This is a genomic window from Variovorax saccharolyticus (assembly GCF_030316765.1).
Taxonomy (GTDB): Bacteria; Pseudomonadota; Gammaproteobacteria; order Burkholderiales; family Burkholderiaceae_C; genus Variovorax; species Variovorax saccharolyticus.
The window spans coordinates 159222-181085 of sequence record NZ_JASZYT010000009.1 but is presented as its reverse complement, the minus strand read 5'-3'; the positions used below and the strand labels follow the sequence as shown (position 1 = coordinate 181085).

The window sequence follows — 21864 nt, the reverse complement described above, 5'->3', positions numbered from 1 at the left end:
ACGGAGACACGACATGGCCTTGAAGACAAGGATTCGCCGGCTTGGCGCCGCCGCCCTGGCCGCGGGCGCGCTGCTGGCCGGCGCGGCGGCGATGGCGCAGGACAACAGGGGAGCGGTCCGGATGGTCGTGCCCTTCGGCGCCGGCACCACCACCGACACCGTCGGCCGCATCGTCGGCGAGGGGCTCGGCAGGAACCTGCAGCAGACGCTGGTGGTCGACAACCGCGCGGGCGCGGGCGGATCGACCGGCACCGAGCTGGTCGCCAGGTCGGCAGCCGACGGCCGCACCCTGGTGATGGGGACCGTGGGCACGCATGCGATCAACGCGGCGCTGTTCAGCAAGCTGCCCTACGACCCGCTGCGCGACTTCGCGCCCATCGCCTTCGTCGGCTACACGCCGACCCTGCTGGTGGTGGCGGCCGACTCGCCGATCAAGTCGCTCAAGGACCTGACCGAGGCGGCGGCCCGGCCGGCCGGCGTCAGCTTCGCCTCTGCCGGCAACGGCACCTCCGGCCACCTCGCCGGCGAGCTGCTGGCGCAGCGGCTGGGCGGCCGGATGCTGCACGTGCCCTACAAGGAGGGCGCGATGGCGCTGACCAGCGTGATGGCTTCGCAGGTCGACTTCATGTTCTATCACCCGGCCGCCGTGATGCCGCAGATCAAGGCCGGCAAGCTGCGTGCGCTGGGTTCCAGCGGCGCGCTGCGCAGCGCCGCGGCGAGCCAGGTGCCGACGCTGATGGAGCAGGGCATCGCGGACTTCGACCTGGTCGCCTGGTTCATGCTCTACGCGCCGGCGGCCACCCCCGCCGCCGCTCTGGCGCAGTTGCGCACGGCCGCTGCCGCCGCGCTCGCCCAGCCCGAGCTCATGACCCGGCTGCGCGAGCAGGGCGTGGAACCGGGCCAGATGCGCGCCGAAGACCTGCAGCCCTTCAACCAGAAAGAGCTGGTCAAGTGGGCGGGCCTCGTGAAGCGCTCCGGCGCCCAGGTCGATTGACCTGTCTTGCTCCCACGCTCATCGCTTCGCTCACAAGAACCTACAGGAGACAGCCACCATGAAGACCGTGAAACTCTCAGGACTCGACCGGCGCGCGGCAGTGGCCGCCATTGCCTTGGCGGCGAGCGGCTTCGCCTTCGCGCAGCAGCCCTCGGGCCCGCCGATCCGCATCGGCAGCACGCTGGCGCTGACCGGCCCGTTGTCGGCGACGGCGCAGATCCACAAGCTGGTCGGCGAGATCTACATAGAGCAGCTCAACAAGCGCGGCGGCCTGCTGGGCCGGCCGGTGGAGTGGGTGGTGAAGGACGACCAGTCCAAGCCCGACCTCGCGCGCACGCTGTACGAGCAGCTGGTGACGGCCGACAAGGTCGACCTGCTGATGGGGCCGTACGCGACCGGCGCGATCCTGTCGGCCATGGGCGTGGCGCAGCGCTACAACAAGGTGCTGGTGCACCACACGCTGGGCATCCCGTCGCTGGCCAAGTACGACATGCAGTTCCCGGCCTGGTCGATCGGGTCGGACCCGGCGACCACGGTGCCGAACACGCTGTTCGATGCGCTGGCGGCCTCGCCCAAGCCGCCGAAGACCGTGGCCGTGGTGACCAGCAAGTTCCCCTCGATCCAGTTCATGAGCGCGGGCGCGCGCGAAGTGCTCAAGAAGCGCGGCCTGACCGAAGTGCTGTTCCTCGAATGGGATTTCGGCAACCGCGACTTCGGACCGATCGCCAACCGGGTGAAGGATGCCAAGCCCGACTTCGTCTGGGTCGGTGCCATCGGGCTGGAGGGCAACCTGCTGCTCGACGCGATGAAGAAGATCGACTATCTGCCGCCGCAGCACTTCTATCTCTATCCGGCGCCGGGCCCGCTGCTGGCGTCGCCGGACGCGAAGAACGCGCTCTCGGCCACCATCTTCGAAGGGCAGCCGCCTTTCACCTCGAACCTCGGCGCCGCCGAGTTCGTGAAGATCTACGGCGAGCGTGCGGCCAAGGCCGGCTTCACCGACACCTCGGTCGAGACCCAGGCCGCTGCTTCCTACACCGCATGGCAGATCCTCGAGGCCGGCGTCGTCGGCACCAAGAGCCTGGACGACAAGGCGATCGCCAACTACCTGAAGACCAACAAGGTCGACACCCTGCAGGGCAAGCTGCGCTTCGACGGCACCGGCAATTTCGGCGACGACCTGATGCGCATCAAGCAGATCCAGGACGGCAAGTGGGTCGTGGTGTGGCCCAAGGAAGTCACCTCCGGTGGCGCCAAGCTGCTCGCGCCGTGAACTTCACGCTGCCCAGCCTCTCGCTGCTGTCCCAGTCCATCCTGTCGGGCATCTTCGTCGGTGCGCTGTACGGCCTGATGGGGCTGGGCCTCAGCCTGAGCTGGGGCCTGCTGCGGCTCATCAACCTGGCGCACTTCGCGTTCGCCTTCCTGGCCGCGTACCTCTGCTACCAGCTCTCGACCATGGGCATGGACCCGCTGCTGACGATGATCGTCATCGTGCCGGCCTTCTTCGCGCTCGGCGCCGGCCTGCACTGGGTCATGGTCCGCTTCCAGGTCACGCCCTTCAATTCGCTGCTGCTGACCTTCGGCCTCACCGGCATCGCCGAGAGCGTGATCCAGTCGATCTGGACCGCCGATTTCCGCAAGCTCGAATCAAGCTACGCGGAGCAGAAGTTCAAGCTGGCCGGGCTGTTCGTGCCGGTGCCCGAACTCATCACGCTGGTGCTGGCGGTCGGCCTCAGCTTCGCGGTCTGGGCGCTGCTGCGCTACACCGACCTCGGGCGGGCGATGCGCGCCGCCGCCCAGGACGCGCCGGTGGCCGCGGCCTTCGGCGTCAACCAGAAGGCGCTCGGCCTGGCGCTGGCCGGCACCTGCGCCGCGCTCGCCAGCGTCGCCGGCGTGTGCCTGGCGCTGAGCTTCACGCTGGCGCCGTCACAGATGTACGCCTGGGTCGGCGTCGTCTTCGCGGCCGTGATGCTGGGCGGCCTGGGCAGCGCGCTCGGGCCGCTGGTCGCGGGCACCGTGATCGGCATCAGCGAGGCGATCACCATGGCGGTGACCGCGCCATCGTGGGCGCCGATCGTCTCGTTCACCTTGCTGATCGTGATCCTCGTCCTGCGACCCGGAAAGACCGCATGAGATTCCAACGAACCCCGTGGGTCATCGTGCTGGCCGGCGCGGCCCTGGCCTTCGTGCCGCAGCTGGGCCTGCCGGCCTTCTACGACTCGCTGCTCTACCTGATGCTGCACTGGGTGGTGCTGGCGACCTCGTGGAACATCCTGTCGGGCTACTCGGGCTATTTCTCGTTCGGCCATGGCGCCTTCTTCGGCGCCGGCATCTACACCAGCGCGAACCTGATGGCGCGCTACGACTGGCCCTTCCTCTGGACCTTGCCGGCGGCCGCCGGCGTCGCGGCGGTCCTCGGCGTGGCGCTCGGCGCCGTGGTGTTCCGCGTCAAGGGCGTGCGCGGCGAGCTGTTCGCGCTGCTGACGCTGGCGATCACCTTCGTCATCGGCACCATCGTGGTCAACACGCCGCTGGACGGCGGCAACGGCGTCTCGCTGGCCGCGGTGCCGGTGCCGAAGATCGGGCCCACGCCCTCGGCCGCCTTCTACCTGCTGGCGCTGGCCGCCGCCGTGGCCACGCTGCTGATCGCCTGGGCCATCCAGGTGTCGAAGTTCGGTGCCGGGCTGTTCGCGATCCACGACGACGAGGACGCCGCCGAGGTGCTGGGCGTGCCCACCTACCGCTACAAGCTCCTCGCGCTGGCGATCTCGTGCGCACTGGCCGGCATGGCCGGCGGCATCCACGCGCTGTTCCTCTCCTACGTCACGGCCGGCGATGTGTTCACGATCACGGTGCCGCTGACCGTGGTGCTGATGAGCGTGCTCGGCGGCACGCGCCACTGGGCCGGGCCGGCGGTGGGCGCGATCGCCATCACCGGCCTGCTCTACAGCTTCACGGCGGCCGATCACGCCGTGGCCGGCAAGGCGATGATCGGCGTGATCCTGATCGCGGCGATCCTGTTCATGCCCGACGGCATCCTCGAGCGCCTGCGCCGGGTCTGGAAGCGCGCGCCGGCCATGCCCGTGCCGACCGGCCCGACCCCAGTCTCCGAGGCGCCGGTGCGCAGCGTGGCGACCGCGGGAGCGCGCGGCGATGTGCTGCTGCGCGTGGAGGGCCTGTCGAAGGCGTTCAAGGGCGTGCGCGCGCTCGGCGGCGTCGATGTCGAGGTGCGGCGCGGCGAGATCCTCGGCCTGCTGGGTCCGAACGGATCGGGCAAGTCGACCTTCATCAACGTGGTCAGCGGCCATTTCGCGCCGACCGCCGGCGCGATCTGGTTCGAGGGCCGCTGCCTGAACGGCCTGCCGGCGCATCGCATCGCGGGCAGCGGCATCGCGCGCACCTACCAGATCCCGAGGCCCTTCGGCCACCTGAGCGTGCTGCAGAACGTGGCGGTCGCGACGATGTTCGGCGGCTCGGCCCGCAACCCGGCCGCGGCCTGCAGGCAGGCCATGCGCTGGCTCGAGTTCACCGGCCTGGAGGACAAGGCCGGCGCCCGGCCCGACGACCTGAACCTGCATCAGCGCAAGTTCCTCGAACTGGCCCGCGCGCTCGCCGCGCGGCCGCGGCTGGTGCTGCTGGACGAGGTGCTTTGCGGCCTGACGCCGAGCGAGATCGACGATGCGGTGGCGCTGATCCGCCGCATCCGCGACCAGGGATCGACCATCGTCTTCGTCGAGCACGTGATGCGCGCCGTGATGGCGCTGACCGACAGGATCGTGGTGCTGAACCACGGCGAGCTGCTGGCCGAAGGCGCGGTGGGCGACGTGATGCACCGGCCCGAGGTGATGACCGCCTACCTGGGGAAGGCCCATGCTTGAAGTGCGCGATCTCCAGGTGGCTTACGGCGCCGCGCAGGCGCTGTGGTCGGTCTCGCTCGACGTCCGGGACGGCGAGCTGCTGTGCGTGGTCGGACCCAACGGCGCGGGCAAGACCACGCTCATCAACACCATCGCCGGCATGCTGCGGGCGCGCAGTGGGAGCATCTCGCTCGACGGCCGCGACATCACGCAGCTGCCGGCGCACCGCTTCTGCGACGCCGGCATCGCGCTGGTGCCCGAGGGCCGGCGGCTCTTCACCGGCATGAGCGTGCTGGAGAACCTCGAGCTCGGCAGCTACCTGCCGAAGGCCAAGTCCGAACGGCGGCAGACCCTGGCCCAGGTGATCGACCTGTTCCCGGTCATCGAGGAGAAGCTGGCGAGCCCGGCGGGCGAACTGTCGGGCGGCCAGCAGCAGATGGTCGCGATCGCCCGTGCGCTGATGGCGCGGCCGCGCCTGCTGCTGCTCGACGAGCCCTCGCTCGGGCTGTCGCCGCGCATCGTGCACGACATGTTCGCCGCCATCCGGCGCATCAATGCGGGCGGCATGTCGGTGCTGCTGGTCGAGCAGAACGTCGTGATGGCGATGGAGGTTTCGCAGCGCGCCTACGTGCTCGAGGAGGGGCGCGTGGTGGCCGAAGGGGCTCCGCAGGAACTGCTGTCGCGGCCCGAGATCCAGCGGGCCTACCTGGGCGTCTGAACTTTTTCTTTCACCAGCCTCTGGAGATGAGCATGCTGTTCCCCACCACCATCGTCGGCAGCTTTCCGCAGCCCGACTGGCTGATCGACCGTGCCAGGCTCGCGGGCCGCTTCCCGCCGCGGGTGCGGGCGCGTGAGCTCTGGCGCATTCCGCCGCAGTACCTGGAAGAAGCGCAGAACGACGCCACGCTGATCGCGATCCGGGCCCAGGAGGAGGCGGGCCTGGACATCGTGAGCGACGGCGAGATCCGGCGCGAGAGCTATTCGAACCGCTTCGCGACCGCGCTCGACGGCGTCGACCTCGACAACCCCGGCTCGGCGCTCGACCGTTCGGGCCATCCGAACCCGGTGCCGCGCATCGTCGGCCGCATCCGTCGCCGGCACGCGGTCGAGGTCGAGGACCTGAAGTTCCTGCGCGCCCACACCGACCGGCAGGTGAAGATCACGGTGCCCGGTCCGTTCACGATGCTGCAGCAGGCGCAGAACGACTTCTACGGCAGCGAGGAAGAGGCGGCGATGGACTATGCCGAAGCGGTCAACGCCGAGATCCGCGACCTGTTCGCCGCCGGCGCCGACGTGGTGCAGATCGACGAGCCCTACATGCAGGCGCGGCCCGAGAAGGCGCGGCAGTACGGCCTCGCGGCCCTGAACCGCGCGCTCGACGGCATCACGGGAACGACCGCGGTCCACATCTGCTTCGGCTACGCGGCGATCATCCACGAGCGGCCCAGCGGCTACTCCTTCCTGCCCGAACTGGCGCAATGCAGTTGCAGGCAGGTGTCGGTCGAGACCGCGCAGTCGCACCTCGATTGCTCGGCGCTGCAGGCGCTGGACGGCAAGCGGGTGATGGTGGGCTGTATCGATCTGTCGACGCCCGAGGTGGAGACGGTCGAGACCATCGTCGAACGCATCCGCCGTGCGCTGCCCTACGTGAAGCCCGAGAACGTGATCCTCGCGCCCGACTGCGGCATGAAGTACCTGGCGCGCGACGTGGCCACCGCCAAGCTGCGCGCGATGGTGGCGGCCGCGAAGCTGCTGCGGGCGGAGCACGGCGCCGCCTGAGGCCCTTCGCGGGCCTCGCCCGTCCCGGCCTTAGCCCTAGAAGTTGTGGCGGATGCCGAAGTCGTAGCCGGCGGTGATCGCCGAACTCAGCGCACCGGTGTAGTCGGCATCGTTGCGGTTGTTCACGCGCGCCACGGTGGCATAGAGCGCGGTGCGCTTCGACAGGTTGTGGACATAGCCGAGCGCGAACTTCTACGCCCGCGGGTCGCTGCCCGTCACGCCCGCCGCGCCGTCGCCGAAGCGCACGGACGAGTAGGAGGCGCGGATCAGGCCGGCACCCACGGGAACCGAGGCGCCGAGCAGGTAGTCGTCGTACTTGTCGTCGACCGTGGCCAGGCCGCTGTCGGACTTGTTGACCACGCGCGAGAGTTCGCCGAAGAGCTTGACCGGGCCGAGGTCGTAGCTGGCGCCGAGATTCGCGGTCTGGACTTCGCGGCGGCTCGCGATCGTGTCGACCGCCGTGCTCAGGCCGTAGGAGGCCGCGACGTCCAGCGGCCCGTTCGCATAGCCGAAGCGGCCGCCCGCGTAGCGCCCGGCGTTGCTGTTCGTCGCCGCGTTGGAGACGTCGACGTTCTTGTTCAGTCCGTACGAGACCTGGCCGTAGAAGCCGCCGAGATTCGACGGGAGGAAGTAGGCCAGCGTGTTGCTGCTGCGCATGTAGTTCGCATTGGCCAGCCCGCTGCTGTTGCTCACGGAGTAGATGACGTTGGCGCCCGAGCCGCTGGTGCCGAACGGGTCGAAGACCGTGTCGTTCCAGTAGGTCGGCGTGTAGTCGCGGCCCAGGCGAAGTTCGCCGAAGCCGCCCGCGAGGCTCACGGTCGAGCGGCGCTGCCAGTTCAGGCCACCGCCGGTGGCGCTGCCGGTACCGTCGTCGTTGTTGAATGCGCCTTCGAGCCAGAAGCTCGCCGACAGGCCGCCGCCCAGGTCCTCCGTGCCGCGCAGTCCCAGGCGGCTCGCGTTGTAGCCGGAGTTGCGCAGCGCCGTCTGGCTCTGCGTCAGCGTCGCGCCGGTCGTGAGGTCGCGGCCGCTGGTCGTCTGGTAGCTCACGGCCGCATCCATCACGCCGAACAGCGTGACGCTGGATTGCGCCGATGCTGTAGGAGATCAGCGAACATTTCAGTAGCGCCCTAGGCAAACGCGCGCTTGGATGAAGCTACTTTTCAGTGGTTTGATACAGCGAAGATTTCAGTTTCCTACGCGGTTTCCTTCTGCGCCGACCGGCAGGACCTGAAGCCGCTCGAAGACCTCGGATCCATTCCTCCCGTCGCGCCTTCAAATAGGCAGGGGGCGGCGGGAGCGCGCCGATTGAGGCGATCTCGGTCAATCTGGGTCCGGAAATGATGTCGCCAGGCGCAACTGACAGGTGGTGCGTCGTGAGCGGACAAAGCAGAAATCAAGTCGCTCGCTGGAACTGCCGTACTTCATGCGCCGCACGTACGCCGTCTCGACATTGAGCTTCTCAACGGTGAACTCGCCCACAACCGATTCCCGCCTTGAATCGGACGTTGGTGAGAGGAGCGTCTTCCAAGTCGCTGTCAAATGGGTCGCGCGTGTCGCCGCCGAGTCGCAGGGCGCCCCATCGGTTTGCTACTGCAGGCAGGACTGCGCGTGATCTTCAGTCTGAGGCCTTGGCCTTGGGCCTGAAGATGTGCACAACCTCACCATGCCCGAGCATCTCCACGAGCTTGGCGATGCGCCTGGCACGCGTCTCCGGCTTGACCGCCGTCTGCACGCGCCATAGCACAGCGTAGCGGTTGGACGCACTGATCGTTGCGAAGAAGGCCTTCGCCTTGGGGCTTGCCTCCAGCGCGGCCTGCAGGTCGTCCGGCACGCTGGACGTGCGCGCGCTGTCGTAGGCTTTGCCCCAGCGGCCGTCAGTCTTCGCGGCGTCGATCTGGGCCTGTCCCGCGGGCTGGATGCGGCCGGCCTCAATCAGCGCGGCAACCTTGCCCACATTGATCTTGGACCAGATGCTGCGTGCGCGCCGCGGCGTGAAGCGTTGCAGGAAGTGCTGGTCGTCGAGCCCTTTCTTCTGGCCGTCAATCCAGCCCCAGCAAAGCGCGATCTCGACAGCCTCGGGGTAGGTGACACTGGGCTCGCTGGCGCCTTTCTTCGCGATCCTCAACCACAACCCGTCCGACGTGGCGTGGTGCTTTTTCAGCCACGCGTCGAAGGCCTTCGCGGACTTGAAGAGGGTCGCAGCGGTGTCGGATTTCGTGCCGGTCATATGCATCGCTTCGAGAGATCGGTCTTGCATTTTCCGTCCGCGACCAGAATGGGATCAGTGAACATCCACGATGTGGAAGAACACAGCTTTTTCGAGAGTGGATCTTCGCGACGGACCGCTGTTGGCCGACGGTAGCAGGCCGGCGAAGCCACCGGCGTCGGGTACTCGCCAACTGGGCGGGCATGACGAAGGTCTGCAGTCGGCCGGTAGGCCCAGTTCAACGGCCAGGCTCGAAAGCGTGCTTTAGACGGGTTGCCGCCGTTCGCTTGTGAACCGTGGATGTCGCAGACGGGCCCATCACGGTCCTTCGGCTTCGGCTCCAGCATGTCCGCAATGCGTGTGATGCCGACATTGGCCCAGTCGCTGCGCGTCGAAGCCGGACGAAATGATCTTCTGTTCCTCTTTGGCACATCCCCGAATGGCGGTGGTCGTTCTGGGTGCCGCCCATGGCCCCATCGTGCGCTTGCGCAAGGGGCTTCGACAGTAGGTCAAGGCCGCTTTCGCGACGTTGGCTTCTTTGCTGGCGCATGGGGGGCCAGGCGACGGCAGCCGAAGACCTACCTGCCGTCGGCAGCGGCGCAAGAAACTGGGTTCACCGAGCTGGGTCAAACCGCTGTTCCGGAGGGGAAAGCAGAATCCACTATCGAGGAATGGCGATGTCAGCCCCGCGCGGACAGGGTTCCTGGCCGGTTCTCGTCCGACATCGCACACAGAGCGCATGATGTGAACTCATGGCCGAGCCTCGCCGAAGCGCCGGGGGCGCCGAATTTTCCCCACTGAGCGCTTCGACTTCGTCGAAACCGGTGTTACACATGGAGGACCATATGCATAGATTCCTCTACAACCACCGCGAAGAGCTCATTGAACGGTGCAAGGCCAAGGTTGCTCAGCGGCCCAGGCGGGAAGCCACGGCTGCGCAGCTCGCCAACGGCGTTCCGATCTTTCTGGACCAGTTGATGAGAACGCTGGAAGCGCAGGAGAACGGTGAGGTCGACGAGAGCTTCAGGATCTCAGGTGCCGCTGGCGGTGGCTCAGCCAACTTGTCCGAGATGGGCCTGAGCGCCGCTGCGCACGGCAAGGAACTGTTGAACCTTGGGTTTTCCGTCGACCAGGTGGTGCACGACTACGGTGACCTTTGCCAAGCCATCACCGACTTGGCCGTTGAGCTCGATGCACCGTTCTCCGTCGATGAATTTCGCACGCTGAACCGTTGCTTGGACAACGCTATTGCCGACGCGGTCACCGAGTTCGGCATCTGGCGGGACGCCAGCGTCGCGCTTCAGCAGACCGCCGAGGAGAACGAGCGCCTGGGCGTGCTGGTGCATGAGCTACGGAACTACTTGCACACCGCAACGCTTGCATTTTCGGCCCTGGAATCGGGGCGGGTTCCAATCGGTGGTGCCACCGGTGCCGTGTTGAAGAGGAGCCTGACTTCGCTGGCGGCCCTGCTCAACCTGTCGCTGTCTCAGGTCAGGGGCACAGCCGAAGCCTCTCGTGAGCCGGCCTTTTCGGTCGAGTCGTTCGTCACGGAGGCCAAGAATTTCGCCTCGCTCGACGCGAGTGCCAAGGGCTGCACGTTCTCGGTCCACGAGGTCGATGCCACGCTGGGCATCTCCGGCAATCGGGAGCGGCTCCTGGCGGCTGTGGTGAACTTGCTGCAGAACGCCTTGAAGTTCACCCACGCTCACACCGAGGTCACACTGAGCGCCCGTGCCGAAGGCGACTATGTCCTGGTCGACGTCAAGGACCACTGCGGGGGCCTTCCTCCAGGAGCTGCTTCACGCATCTTCCAGCCCTTCGTTCAAGTCGGTGAGGACAAGAGTGGATTGGGACTCGGTCTTTCCATCGCGCGACGAAGCGTTGAGGCTGATGGAGGCGTTTTGACCGTTCGGGACGTACCTGGCACGGGCTGTGTCTTCACAATCAAGCTTCCGCGAAGGACGCTTGACTAGCACGAAAGGGACGTTGCGCTGGCGAAGTTCTGCTTTTTGGCTGGTGAACCCAACAGTCGAAAGTCCGTTCAAGGCCGACGATCGATGACGCCGTGTGAGCGTCGGACCGGCTCCGCACCAGAGCACTGAGTAGTCCGTCCCGACATGGAGCCATCGCACGCTGAGCGAACCTAGTCACCCATAGACCACCAACCGATGGGGCAAACCATGGCCAAGAAGATTCAGCTGAACGATGAACAGTGGGCGAAGCTGCTTACTCTGGCCGGTCTTGCGGGGACGGCGGCCAATATCGAATCGAGGAAACTGTGCGGTCGCCTAAGCTCACATGGGCTGGTGTCGCTAGACCGCACAGGCCGCGAGTATCTGACCGAGCGAGGAATGCATCGGCTGAGTCAAGGTCGCTAGCCACTTGACCATCGTCGAGCACCAGGGCGTTCACCGGACAACCAGTCCGCCATGCGCGCATCGAAGAGAGGGATGTTCTCCGCGACTTCGCTTCTCAGCCATTGCCTCGCGCCTTCCTGCGCCTCGACGTCGGCGGTTGCGGCGCGCCGTCTGTACGGCAGCGCACATCGACGTGCGAGCTGTGTACGCCAGCGTGGACGAGCACGATCCAGTCGTGAGCGAGTCGTCGTGCAGCCAACGCTTGCGTGACCGGCAGATTTCTCCTCGATTGGTGGATAGATTCATCTCCGGCCCCCATCCACGAAGGAGAGAAAAGATGTCCAGCGCAGCCAGCGGCAAGATCGACGATGCGAAGAGAGCGGTCGTCGAGGTCATCACCGAAGTGTTTTCCGATTCTCTGGTCGATGGGCATGCGCGGCTGGTCGACTGGGTCTCCGATTCGCCGGTGGCGACCGAGGAGATGCAGCACGTGCAGCGGGACCAGCGCTGCACCGCGGGCGCGCATCTGTGCCTCGCCGCCGCCGCTGCGGCGCTGGATGTCGCCGCCTTGCTGCTGAAGCGCTCGAACGCCGGCGCCTCCGAGAATGCGCTGCGGCGCGGCGCGATCGGCGCGGCGCTGGCAGGGGAGGTCGCGTCGCGTGCCGCGCGCGTACTGGCCGATGGCGCTGTTCGCGAGGAAGACGAGCAGGCCGATGCCGCAGCATGGCCGGCCCCGCAGCGGCCATCGGCCGTCCATTGAGCGCAGCCGAGCCGCCGCCCGCGGCGGCACCGTCATCCAACTGACACACGGCTTTCGCGGCCGTGTCATCGGTCCTGCCTACCTTCGTGGGTTGATCTCCTGATCGTCAACCCACGAAAGAACTTCTGCATGACTGCGAACATCCCGTCGGACACCCCTCTGATCGACCCGGACGACATCGGCTACAACAAGACCTCGAACCCTTCCTTCAGCGACCTGGTCGAGGCCCGACTGAGCCGCCGCAACCTGTTCGGCCTCGGCGTCGGCAGCGCCAGCGTCGCGCTGCTGCAAGCCTGTGGCGGCGGTGGCAGCAACTCGGTTTTCCCGATGCCGCCGGCGGCGGCCGCTCCGGCCCCCGCGCCGGCTCCGGCGCCCGCGCCGGCACCCGCACCGGCGGCCCTCAAGCTCAACTTCACCGCGGTGCCCAAGAGCCTGGACGACGTGGTCTCGGTGCCCGCGGGCTACACGGCCAGCGTGCTGTACCGGCTCGGCGACCCGATCGCTGCCGGCGTTCCGGCCTACCTCAACGACGGCACCGATGCGCCCGCCACCTATGACAAGCGGGCCGGCGACCACCACGACGGCATGACCTTCTTCGGCATCAACGCCTCGAACAAGTGGGAGCCCGCAGCCGCTGCGCGCGGCCTGCTCGCGATGAACCACGAAGCCATCACGCCGCTGTTCCTGCACCCCACCGGCCAGACCATCGTCGGCACCGGCAACGCGGCGGTGCGCAGCGTCGCCGACGAGGTGCAGCGCGAGTTCTTCCTGCACGGCGTGAGCGTGATCGAAGTCAGCAAGAGCGGCAGCGCCTGGAGCTACAAGCAGGACTCGAGCTTCAACCGCCGCGTCCACACGCTGACCGAGATGCAGTTCTCCGGCCCGGCCGCGCAGACCGACTACCTGAAGACCAAGTACTCGAGCGACGGCAGCAAGACCCGCGGCACGCTCAACAACTGCGCCAACGGCACCACGCCCTGGGGCACCTACCTCACCTGCGAGGAGAACTGGGCCGGCTACTTCCGCCGCATCGTGGCCAGCGACAACCTGAACCGCAGCGCCAAGGAAATCGCGGCCTTCGGCCGCTACGGCGTGGCCGGCACCGGCCGCGAACTCTGGGCCACCGTGACGCCCGACACCGCCGACAATCTCTACGGCCGCTGGAACACCGAGGTCATCACCGGTGCCGCCACCGCCGCGGACGACTACCGCAACGGTGCCAACACCTACGGCTGGGTGGTCGAGATCGACCCGTTCACGCCCGGCAGCATGCCCAAGAAGCGCACCGCGCTGGGCCGCTTCGGCCACGAGGGCGCCTGCCTCGGCCCGGTCGTGGTCGGCAAGCCGCTGGTCTGGTACATGGGCGACGACTCCCAGAACGAGTACGTCTACAAGTTCGTCTCCACCAAGGCCTGGGACGCCGCCGATGTCAACGGCGGCATCGCGGCTGGCGACAAGTACATGGACGACGGCAAGCTCTACGTCGCGAAGTTCAATGCCGACGGCAGCGGCAACTGGCTCGAACTCAAGCTCGGCGTCAACGGCATCACGGCCGCCAATCCGGCCTACGCTTTCGCGGACGCGGCCGATGTGCTGATCAACGTCCGGCTGGCGGCCGATGTGGCCGGCGCCACCAAGATGGACCGGCCCGAATGGACGGCCGTCAACCCGAGGAACGGCGAGGTCTACCTGACCCTCACCAACAACACGGCGCGACCGGTCGGCGGCACCGATGCGGCGAATCCGCGTTCCTACAACGATCCCAAGGGCGCGGCCCAGACCGCGCAGAAGGGCAACCCGAACGGCCACGTGATCCGCTTCGCGGACACCAACGGCGATCCGGCGGCCGTCACCTTCAAGTGGGATGTCTATCTGTTCGGCGCCCGCTCGACCGCGGCGGCCGATGTCAACCTGTCGAAGCTGGTGGCCGACAACGACTTCTCGAGCCCGGACGGCATGTGGTTCAGCCACGCGACCGCGGGCCTGCTGTGGCTCGAGACCGACGACAGCAAGTACACGGACGTGACCAACTGCATGCTGCTGGCAGCGCTTCCGGGCCAGGTCGGCGACGGCGCCGCGAGGACCATCACCAACGTCGACGGTGCCACCAGCGCCACGCAGGCGACCTTCGTCGGCAAGGCGCCGGGCACCGAAGGCCTGCGCCGCTTCCTGGTGGGCCCGAAGGACTGCGAGATCACCGGCATCGCCGAATCCGGCGATGGCCGCGCGCTGTTCGTCAACATCCAGCACCCGGGCGAGACCACGCCGGCCGCCAACATCAGCGATCCGACCAAGTTCGGCAGCCACTGGCCCGAGGGCGGCACGGCGCGCCCGCGTTCGGCCACCGTGGTGATCACGCGCAACGACGGCGGGCTGATCGGCCTCTAGTCCGGGGAGGCCGGGGGCCGCTCAGGCCCCCGCCTTGCCTTCCAGCGGATACCCCGCCTCGCGCCACGCCTTCATGCCGCCGTCCAGCGCGACGGCGTGCAGGAAGCCCATTTCGCGCAGCGTGGCCGCCGCCAAGGTCGAGATGTAGCCCAGTTCGCAGCAGGTGAGGATGCGCCGGGTCGGGTCGGGCAGCTCCTGGTTGACGCGCAGCTCGAGCTGGCCGCGCGGCAGCAGCCGCGCGCCGGGGATGTGGCCGGCCTCGAAGGCGTCGCGCTCGCGCACGTCGAGCACGATCAGGTCGTCTTCCGCGGCTTCGACACGTGCCTTGAGTTCGACCAGCGACATGAAGGGCACGGTGGAGGTGGCTTCGGCCAGCAGACGCGCCACCGTCTTGCCGCCGCTCATGTTGGTGCGCAGCGCCTCGGTGAGGTGGGTCGGCATCGTGAGGTTGAGGCTGCGCATCATCTCGACGAAGGCGCCGCGCTCGCGCTTCTGCAGCCGCGGGTTCGACGCGAGTTCGTCCGCGATGGTCGAGTGGCTGCGGCCCTTGTAGTCGTGCGCCGGGAACACCTTGAGCGCCGGGTCCAGCTGCAGCACGTGGTTGAACAGGCTGTCGTAGAGCGCCTCCGGATCGCCGCTCGGGAGGTCGGTGCGGCCGGTGCCGCCGATCAGCAGGGTGTCGCCGGTGAACAGGCGGTCCTCGACCCGGATGCACATCGAGTCCGCCGTATGGCCCGGCGTGTGCATCGCCTGCAGCCGCAGCTGCCCCACCACGATCATCTCGCCGTCGCCGATCCGCATGTCGACGAAGGGCGCCGGACTGGCCCGCTGCATGACGACCGGCACGTCCAGCTGGCGCGCGAGCTCCTTGGTGGCCGAGAAATGGTCGGCGTGGGTGTGGGTGTCGATCAGGTAGCGGATGCGCACGCCGTCGCGGGCCGCGAGTGCGAGGTAGTGGTCGATCTGGCTCAGCGCCGGATCGATCAGCGCGGCGGCCCGGGTGTCGTCGCAGCCCACCAGGTAGGACTGGCAGCCGCCGGTTGCAATCTGCTCGAAGATCATGGGTTCGGCCCTTTGTGCGGCCGAGTCTAGCGAGCTCCTCGTCGGCGGGAAAGTCCCGCCCCCGCATCGCGACGCTCCCTGCGTCATGATCGGCCATCCCGACGCTTTCCTGGAGTCCCGCATGTCCGATCTGCCACCGCTCGCCACGCTCGCCGCCCGCATCGGCACCACCCTGCGCGAGCGCGGCCAGACGGTGGCGGTCACCGAATCCTCGGCCGGCGGCCTGGTCTCGGCGGCGCTGCTGGCGATCCCCGGCGCCTCGGCCTTCTTCCTGGGCGGCGCGGTGGTCTATACGCGGCGCGCCGGCAGGGCGCTGCTGGGGCTGACGCCCGCCGACGTCGCCGGCATGCGCGGCGAAACCGAGCCCTACGCCGCCCTGGTCGCGACCCGGATCCGCACCCAGCTGCGCGCGACCTGGGGGTTGGCCGAGAGCGGCGCGGCCGGGCCCTCGGCCAGCCCCTACGGCGACGTGCCCGGGCGGGTGTGCGTCGCGGTCATCGGGGCCGAGGCATGCACCCGGACCGTCGAGACCGGCGAGGGCGACCGGGCACTGAACATGGACCTGTTCGCCCGGCAGTTGCTGAAGCTGTTCGACGAAGTGCTGCACGCACCGGACGCAGCGCGCTGAGCTGCCACGTTGCCGGCGGCTCGTGGTCAACCGGGCGCGGCCTCCGGCCGGGCGGCGGAATCCGGCGCCTGGCCGGAAAGCCGTTGCGCAAACTCAGCAGACACGCCGCGCAGGTGCAGGTCGCTCTGGGGCCGGGGCACCTCGATGCCGGCTTCGGCCAGGCCTTCGCGCACCGCCACCGCCAGACTGCTGCGCACCACCACCCAGCTGACGCTGTCGGTGGTCCAGGCGCGCAGGTTGAAGTCGAGCGCGCCGGCCGTCATGCCGGTCATGAGGGCGGCGGGCTCCGGCACCGTGGCGATGCCGTCGACGCCGCGGGCGATGGCCAGCAGCAGCTCGATGGTCCGGCGCGGCGGCACGTCCGGGCCGGTGCTGACGTTGATGTCGATGCGCCGCCGGGTGCCCCGCAGCGTCCAGTTGACCAGCTTGTCGGCCAGCAGCATGCCGTTGGGCACCACCACGTCGGCGCCCTCGAAGGTGGTCACGATGGTGGCCCGCATGCCGATCTGGCGCACCGTGCCCGACATGCCCGCCACATCCACCACGTCGCCGGGCTGGATCGGCCGCTCGAACATCAGGATCAGGCCGGCGACGAAGTTCTTCACGATGTCCTGCAGGCCGAAGCCGATGCCCACGCCGAGCGCGCCGAAGACGATGGCCAGCTGCCCGATCGGGAATCCGAGCACGGCCAGCGCCGACAGCAGGCCGACCAGCAGCACCGTGTAGTAGCTCAGGGTGGAGATGCTGTTGCCCACCCCGCGCGTGAGCGCGAGCGACGGCAGGATGTCCTCGGCCAGCAGCATGCGGATCGTGCGTGCCAGCCAGAAGGCGAGGCAGGCCGCGGCGACGAAGGCGGCGATGTTGCCGAGGCTGAGCGACACCACGCCGATCGTGAACCCGTAGGAGAGGACCGCGAGCACGAAGTCGGACAGCGGGCGGTAGATCCGGAAGGCCTGCAGCCCGATCACGACGCAGGCGACCGCCATCAGCGTGCGGCCGATCCGGGCGCCGGCATCGATCAGCGAGCCAGCGCTGCGCGCTTCGGGGCGCGCCGTCCCGGTGCGCGCGAACAGCACCCTGAACAGTGCGACCAGCACCGTGGCACCGGCGTACATCACCAGCGCGAGGTAGCTGGTGTCGAGCACGGCCCCGGTGAGCATGGTCGACAGCGACACGTTGCCCAGCAGGTTCGAGACGGCCGCGGCTGCGAGCACGACGGCGGCGGCGCCCAGCAGGTACATCATGGCCTTGGGCCGCTCCGGCGCTCCGTCATCGTCGGCCGCGCGGCGTGCCCGCGACACCAGCCAGGCCAGCGCGCCCGCCATCAGCAGGTCCATCACGAACAGCATGCTGCGGTAGAGGAACTCGTTGCCGATCAGCAGCGAGCCGAGCACGTTCAGAAAATAGAACACGGCGCTCAGGTAGGCCCAGGGCCCGACCGCCTGCAGGATCCGCGCCGGCAGCAGGCGCAGCACCGGCACCCAGGCCAGCAGCATCGCCGCCTGCTGCCGGATCGCCGGCCCCTGGAAATCGAACACCACCGCAGCCAGTGCCAGCAGCACCAGCCAGGCGGCCCAGGGCCGGGTCAGCGCCTGCACCGAGGCGTCGCTCGCGTGCCCCTGCGCGATGAGCTGGGCGGCACGGTAGCGCAGCCAGAACAGCAGCGGCAGCAGCAGCAGGCCGACGGCCACGAGCACCCGCAGCATGGGCGCGTTCGCGGCATCGTGGTCGCGTGCGAAGGCGGTCTCGATGGCGAGGCTCTTGCGAAGGCTGACCTGGGCCGGCTCGGCGCTCTGGCCGGCGGCTGCGCCCTGCCACAGCGGCGGCGAATCCATCGAGAGCAGGCGGCGATCGAGCTCCTCGACCTGGGCCAGCACCGCCGTCTCGCCGGCCTCCACCTGCGCCGCCAGGGCGCTCGCCTGGCGGCCGAGATCGAGCAGCTTGCCCAGCGGTTGCAGGACGCGGCCCTCGGCCTGCTCGATCTGGGCGATCAGCTCGTCGATGCGCTTCAGGAGCGCCGGCGCCAGCTCGGAGGTCGCGGCGCGAGCGGTTTGCCATGCGCTGCGCCGGGCCGCCAGCGAGGCGGCATCCTGCGAATGATCACGGGTGATGCGCGACAGGCGCGCGCGCTGCTCGGCGATCTGCCGGGCGTAGAGCAGCCAGTGCCGCTGCAGGCTTTCGAGGCGGCGCACCGGAAGCAGCGACAGGTCGCTGTCGGTCGTGAGCTCGCTGAGTTGCCGCACCGCCGCGGTCTGGCGTTCGAGCACGTCCTCGAAGTGCTGCAGCTCGCCGGCGTCGACGGCCCGGCGCATGGCCGCCTGGACGAAGGCCTCGTCGGCATCGGCGCGGGCCGTGATCTCGGCCGGCGCGATGGCCTCGATGCCGGAGGCCGCGATGGCCGAGGATGATTCGGTGGCGGGCGCCGCGGGCGCGGACTGTGCACCGGCCGCGACGCAGAGACTCCAGATGACGCCGGCGATCAGGGATTGGAGGGCGCCGCGCCAGGTTGAGCTCACGGCGGGATGTTGCTGTCGAAGCTCGGCGCCTGTCAAGGCGAACGAAAAGGCGCCGGCACGCCGCGCAGCAGCCGCAGCCCATTGGCCACCACCAGCAGGCTGGCGCCCATGTCCGCGAACACCGCCATCCACATCGTGGCACTGCCGAACACCGCCAGCACGAAGAACACCGCCTTGATCCCGAGCGCCAGCGTGATGTTCTGCCACAGCACCGCGTGGGTGCGGCGCGACAACCGGATGGTCTCGGCCACGCGCCCGAGCTGGTCGTTCATGATCACGACATCGGCGGCTTCCATGGCGGTGTCGGTGCCGGCGCCGCCCATCGCGAAGCCGATGTCCGCCTGGGCCAGGGCCGGCGCGTCGTTGATGCCGTCGCCGGTCATGCCGGTCGGGCCGTAGCGCCGTCGCATGTCCTGGATGGCCGAGAGCTTGTCGTCCGGCAGCAGTCCGCCGCGGGCATCGTCGATGCCGGCCTCGCGGCCGACCGCCAGGGCCGTTGCCGGGTTGTCGCCGGTCAGCATCACGGGCGCGACGCCCAGCTGCCGCAGCGCGGCGATGGCCGCCACCGAGCTGGGCCTGAGGGTGTCGGCCACCGCGAACAGCGCCAGCGCGCCGTGCGCGTCCGCCAGCAGCGTGATCGTGCGGCCCTGTGCCTCGTGGGCCGCCAGTTCGGCCTCGAGCGCCGGATCGGCCTGGCCCCGCTCGGTGATCAGGCGGCGATTGCCGAGCACCATCGGGCGGCCGTCGACGACGCCCTCGACGCCGCGTCCCGGCAGGGCCTTGAAGCCGTCGATCGGCAGCGCCTCGCCTTCGAGGCCCTGGGCGATCGATATCGACACCGGATGGTCGGAGCGCAGCGCCAGGCTGCGTGCCCAGCGCCGTGCCTGGTCCTCGTCGGCCTGGCGCCAGGCCTGGAAGGCCACCAGCCTGGGCTTGCCCTCGGTCAGCGTGCCGGTCTTGTCGAAGGCCACGGCCTTGAGCAGGCGGGCGTGCTCCAGGTGGGCGCCGCCCTTGATCAGGATGCCGCGGCGGGCGGCGGCCGCCAGTCCGCTGACCACCGTGACCGGGGTCGAGATGACCAGCGCGCAGGGGCAGGCGATCACCAGCAGCACCAGCGCCTTGTAGACGGCGACGAGCCAGGGCCAGCCCAGCAGCAGCGGCGGCAGCACGGCCACCGCCAGCGCGAGAGCGAACACGGCGGGCGTGTAGATCGCCGCGAAGCGATCGACGAAGCGCTGGGTCGGGGCCCGGGTGCCCTGGGCCTCCTCGACGGCATGGATGATGCGGGCCAGCGTGGAGTCGTCGGCGAGCGCGGTCACCCGGAACTCGAGTTCGCCGTTCTGGTTGATGGTGCCGGCGAAGACCGGGCTGCCGGGCTCCTTGTCGGCCGGGATGCTCTCGCCCGTGACCGGGGCCTGGTCGATGCTGCTGTGGCCCCGGGTCACGACGCCGTCGAGCACCACGCGTTCGCCGGGCTTCACCCGCGCGATCGCGCCGATCGGAATCTCGCTGGCCTTGATGCGGCGCCAGCCGCCGTCGGGCTGAGCCACCTCGGCGGCGTCGGGCGCGAGCCCGACCAGCCCCTTGATCGCGTTGCGCGCCCGGTCGACCGCGCGTGCCTCGATCAGTTCCGCGATCGCGTAGAGGGCCATCACCATCGCGGCTTCCGGCCATTGCCCGATGACGAAGGCGCCCGTCACGGCGACCGACATGAGCGCGTTGATGTTGAGCTTGCCGTGGCGCAGCGCGGTCAGCCCCTTGGCGTAGGTCTCCAGCCCGGCCAGCCAGATCGCGACCGCCGCGACCGCCATCCCCGCGCCGGCCCAGGCGGTGGTGTCGGGAGCGAAGAAGGACACGGCTTCGGCCGCCAGGGCGAGGGCCAGCGCCGCCGCCAGCCGCGCGTGGCCGGTGGCGGCGTGTTCGTGCATCTCGCCACCGGCTGCGTTGCCGGCGGGCGCGGCCGCTGCCAGCGGCTCGGGGACGAAGCCGGCCTTGCGGATCGCCGCCAGCGCCCGCTGCACCGCGTCGTCGCTGCCGTCGATGCGCAGCGTCCGCTGGGGCAGGCGGAAGTGCAGGCCGCGGATCCCGGCGATCGGCTCCGCCAGCCGGCGGATCTCGGACTCCTCGACGCTGCAGTCCATGGTGGCGATGCGGAAGGTGTTGGGCGCCGCGGCGTCGGGGGCCGCCGGCGCGGCGGGGCCGCAGCAGGCAGCGGGACCGCAGCAGGCATCGGCTGCGGCGGCTTCCGCGGGTGTGTGTTCGTGAAGGTGTCTGGCCATGAATGTCGCTTTCATGGCTATTTCACACCCTGTACCCGCTACAGGGTCAAGGGGTGGCGCGTGCGACCTTCATGGACAAGACTGGCTGGCACGCAAAGTGCAACCGATCCAACCGCATCCAGGAGAAATGCGCCGCCATGAGCTACGACGGTGCGTTACCGAAGGCGTAGTTCCCACGAACGCTCAGGTTCCAGGACTGGATGCACCAACACGCTGGAGAGCGCTGGCCGGATCAACCGGGCCGGCCGCCGAAGGGGCAAGCCGCAAGCGCACAGGGCGGGCGCGGTGAATCTCTCAGGCACAAGGGACAGCGCGGGATGACGGCCATGGCGCAGCCATGGCTGCGCCCGTCGCAGAGGTCCCCGTGTCACTGTCCCATCTCTTTTCCGACTTTCTTCGTTTCCGGCAAGCCGCCCGCTGATGGTGCGAAATGCCCGGCACGAATGCTGCTCCTTCGTCTGCAATGGTTGCATTCAGCAACTATTTCCAATCGCACCCGATGGTTTATCGATGGAGCAGCACATGACGGGCTTGAGCGAATTCCTCACCTTTCGCATCGACGTGTTCAACGACCAGGCCAAGCAGTTGGCCACCGAAGTCTACGAAGAGGCGCACGGCGTGAGCTTGCGCGAACTGCGTGTGCTGCGGCTTGCCTATGCCACGCCGGGCATCACGCAGGGCGAGGTCGTGGCAGCGAGCCGGCTCGAGAAGACGCTGGTGTCCAAACTGATCACTTCGCTGGCTCGGCGGCAGCTGCTGGTGCGCGAAATCGGTGCGCAGGACGCGCGCTGGGTGCACCTGCACCTCACCGACGAAGGCCGTCACATCGTCCGGCAGTGCAACCGCCTGGGCCGAAAGATGGAGCGCTCGCTCCTGAGCGTGCTCAGCGATTCGGACCGTGCGCTGTTCGACCGCTGCCTGGATCGCCTCACGGCACAGGTGGAGCGCGATGCGCTCGATGCGCGGCGCTTCATGACCTGACCGTCCCTGCTTTTCATCTCTCACTTTCCTTTCGCCTTCATTTACCAGGAGCTGACC

General features: G+C 68.7%; 16 protein-coding genes, 1 pseudogene and 1 riboswitch. Of the genes and pseudogenes, 12 read left to right on the top strand and 5 right to left on the bottom strand.

What is annotated here, in order from left to right:
- Nucleotides 1-13: 13 nt before the first annotated feature.
- The 6 genes from QTI45_RS25575 to QTI45_RS25550 are packed head-to-tail and all read left to right on the top strand — an operon-like array spanning nucleotide 14 to nucleotide 6630.
- Nucleotides 14-994 (top strand): Bug family tripartite tricarboxylate transporter substrate binding protein, encoded by a 981-nt coding sequence (locus tag QTI45_RS25575; RefSeq protein ID WP_286656287.1) that lies wholly within the window; start codon nucleotides 14-16, stop codon nucleotides 992-994.
- Between the two features lie 58 nt (nucleotides 995-1052).
- On the top strand, nucleotides 1053-2267 hold the full coding sequence (locus tag QTI45_RS25570) for an amino acid ABC transporter substrate-binding protein (protein WP_286656286.1): 1215 nt from the start codon (nucleotides 1053-1055) through the stop codon (nucleotides 2265-2267).
- The gene (locus tag QTI45_RS25565; RefSeq protein WP_286656285.1) at nucleotides 2264-3127 is read left to right on the top strand and encodes a branched-chain amino acid ABC transporter permease; all 864 of its coding nucleotides are present in this window, start codon (nucleotides 2264-2266) and stop codon (nucleotides 3125-3127) included. Before QTI45_RS25570 ends, QTI45_RS25565 begins: the two co-directional genes overlap by 4 nt.
- Nucleotides 3124-4872, top strand: a complete 1749-nt coding sequence (locus QTI45_RS25560; protein WP_286656284.1) for a branched-chain amino acid ABC transporter ATP-binding protein/permease — start codon at nucleotides 3124-3126, stop codon at nucleotides 4870-4872. The genes QTI45_RS25565 and QTI45_RS25560 overlap by 4 nt, the downstream gene beginning before the upstream one ends.
- Entirely contained in the window at nucleotides 4865-5569 is a 705-nt protein-coding gene (locus tag QTI45_RS25555; RefSeq protein ID WP_286656283.1) for an ABC transporter ATP-binding protein, read from the top strand. Before QTI45_RS25560 ends, QTI45_RS25555 begins: the two co-directional genes overlap by 8 nt.
- A 32-nt stretch (nucleotides 5570-5601) precedes the next feature.
- Entirely contained in the window at nucleotides 5602-6630 is a 1029-nt protein-coding gene (locus QTI45_RS25550) for a uroporphyrinogen decarboxylase family protein (protein ID WP_286656282.1), read from the top strand.
- A gap of 36 nt (nucleotides 6631-6666) precedes the next feature.
- Here the strand turns inward: QTI45_RS25550 and QTI45_RS25545 are convergent.
- Together QTI45_RS25545 and QTI45_RS25540 are read right to left on the bottom strand one after the other, a co-directional pair.
- A pseudogene (locus QTI45_RS25545) lies at nucleotides 6667-7725 on the bottom strand (porin); the annotation flags it as partial.
- Between the two features lie 520 nt (nucleotides 7726-8245).
- Nucleotides 8246-8857, bottom strand: coding sequence for a YdeI/OmpD-associated family protein (locus QTI45_RS25540; protein ID WP_286656281.1), 612 nt, complete (start codon nucleotides 8855-8857; stop codon nucleotides 8246-8248).
- A gap of 824 nt (nucleotides 8858-9681) precedes the next feature.
- On the opposite strand from QTI45_RS25540, the gene QTI45_RS25535 reads away from it, so the two are divergent.
- From QTI45_RS25535 to QTI45_RS25520, 4 genes are all read left to right on the top strand, one after another.
- Nucleotides 9682-10809 (top strand): sensor histidine kinase, encoded by a 1128-nt coding sequence (locus QTI45_RS25535; protein WP_286656280.1) that lies wholly within the window; start codon nucleotides 9682-9684, stop codon nucleotides 10807-10809.
- 207 nt (nucleotides 10810-11016) lie between these two features.
- Nucleotides 11017-11214: a hypothetical protein gene (locus QTI45_RS25530; RefSeq protein ID WP_286656279.1), complete on the top strand. Its 198-nt coding sequence runs from the start codon at nucleotides 11017-11019 to the stop codon at nucleotides 11212-11214.
- 214 nt (nucleotides 11215-11428) lie between these two features.
- Nucleotides 11429-11953 (top strand): hypothetical protein, encoded by a 525-nt coding sequence (locus QTI45_RS25525; RefSeq protein ID WP_286656278.1) that lies wholly within the window; start codon nucleotides 11429-11431, stop codon nucleotides 11951-11953.
- Nucleotides 11954-12082: 129 nt separating this feature from the next.
- The gene (locus QTI45_RS25520) at nucleotides 12083-14341 is read left to right on the top strand and encodes a PhoX family protein (protein ID WP_286656277.1); all 2259 of its coding nucleotides are present in this window, start codon (nucleotides 12083-12085) and stop codon (nucleotides 14339-14341) included.
- A 21-nt stretch (nucleotides 14342-14362) separates the two neighbouring features.
- Here the strand turns inward: QTI45_RS25520 and QTI45_RS25515 are convergent, their stop codons facing one another.
- The gene (locus QTI45_RS25515) at nucleotides 14363-15403 is read right to left on the bottom strand and encodes an MBL fold metallo-hydrolase (RefSeq protein WP_286369504.1); all 1041 of its coding nucleotides are present in this window, start codon (nucleotides 15401-15403) and stop codon (nucleotides 14363-14365) included.
- Nucleotides 15404-15524: 121 nt separating this feature from the next.
- Here QTI45_RS25515 and QTI45_RS25510 point away from each other — a divergent pair, with 121 nt between their 5' ends.
- On the top strand, nucleotides 15525-16031 hold the full coding sequence (locus tag QTI45_RS25510) for a CinA family protein (RefSeq protein WP_286369503.1): 507 nt from the start codon (nucleotides 15525-15527) through the stop codon (nucleotides 16029-16031).
- A 26-nt stretch (nucleotides 16032-16057) separates the two neighbouring features.
- On the opposite strand, the gene QTI45_RS25505 is transcribed toward QTI45_RS25510, so the two are convergent.
- Nucleotides 16058-18547, bottom strand: coding sequence for a mechanosensitive ion channel family protein (locus QTI45_RS25505; protein WP_286656276.1), 2490 nt, complete (start codon nucleotides 18545-18547; stop codon nucleotides 16058-16060).
- A gap of 32 nt (nucleotides 18548-18579) precedes the next feature.
- Nucleotides 18580-20826 (bottom strand): heavy metal translocating P-type ATPase, encoded by a 2247-nt coding sequence (locus QTI45_RS25500; protein WP_444813308.1) that lies wholly within the window; start codon nucleotides 20824-20826, stop codon nucleotides 18580-18582.
- Nucleotides 20827-21029: 203 nt separating this feature from the next.
- Nucleotides 21030-21147, top strand: a riboswitch (glycine riboswitch).
- Nucleotides 21148-21348: 201 nt separating this feature from the next.
- Here QTI45_RS25500 and QTI45_RS25495 point away from each other — a divergent pair.
- A complete protein-coding gene (locus tag QTI45_RS25495; RefSeq protein WP_286369500.1) occupies nucleotides 21349-21807 on the top strand; it encodes a MarR family winged helix-turn-helix transcriptional regulator in 459 nt (152 codons plus the stop codon).
- Nucleotides 21808-21864 lie beyond the last annotated feature (57 nt).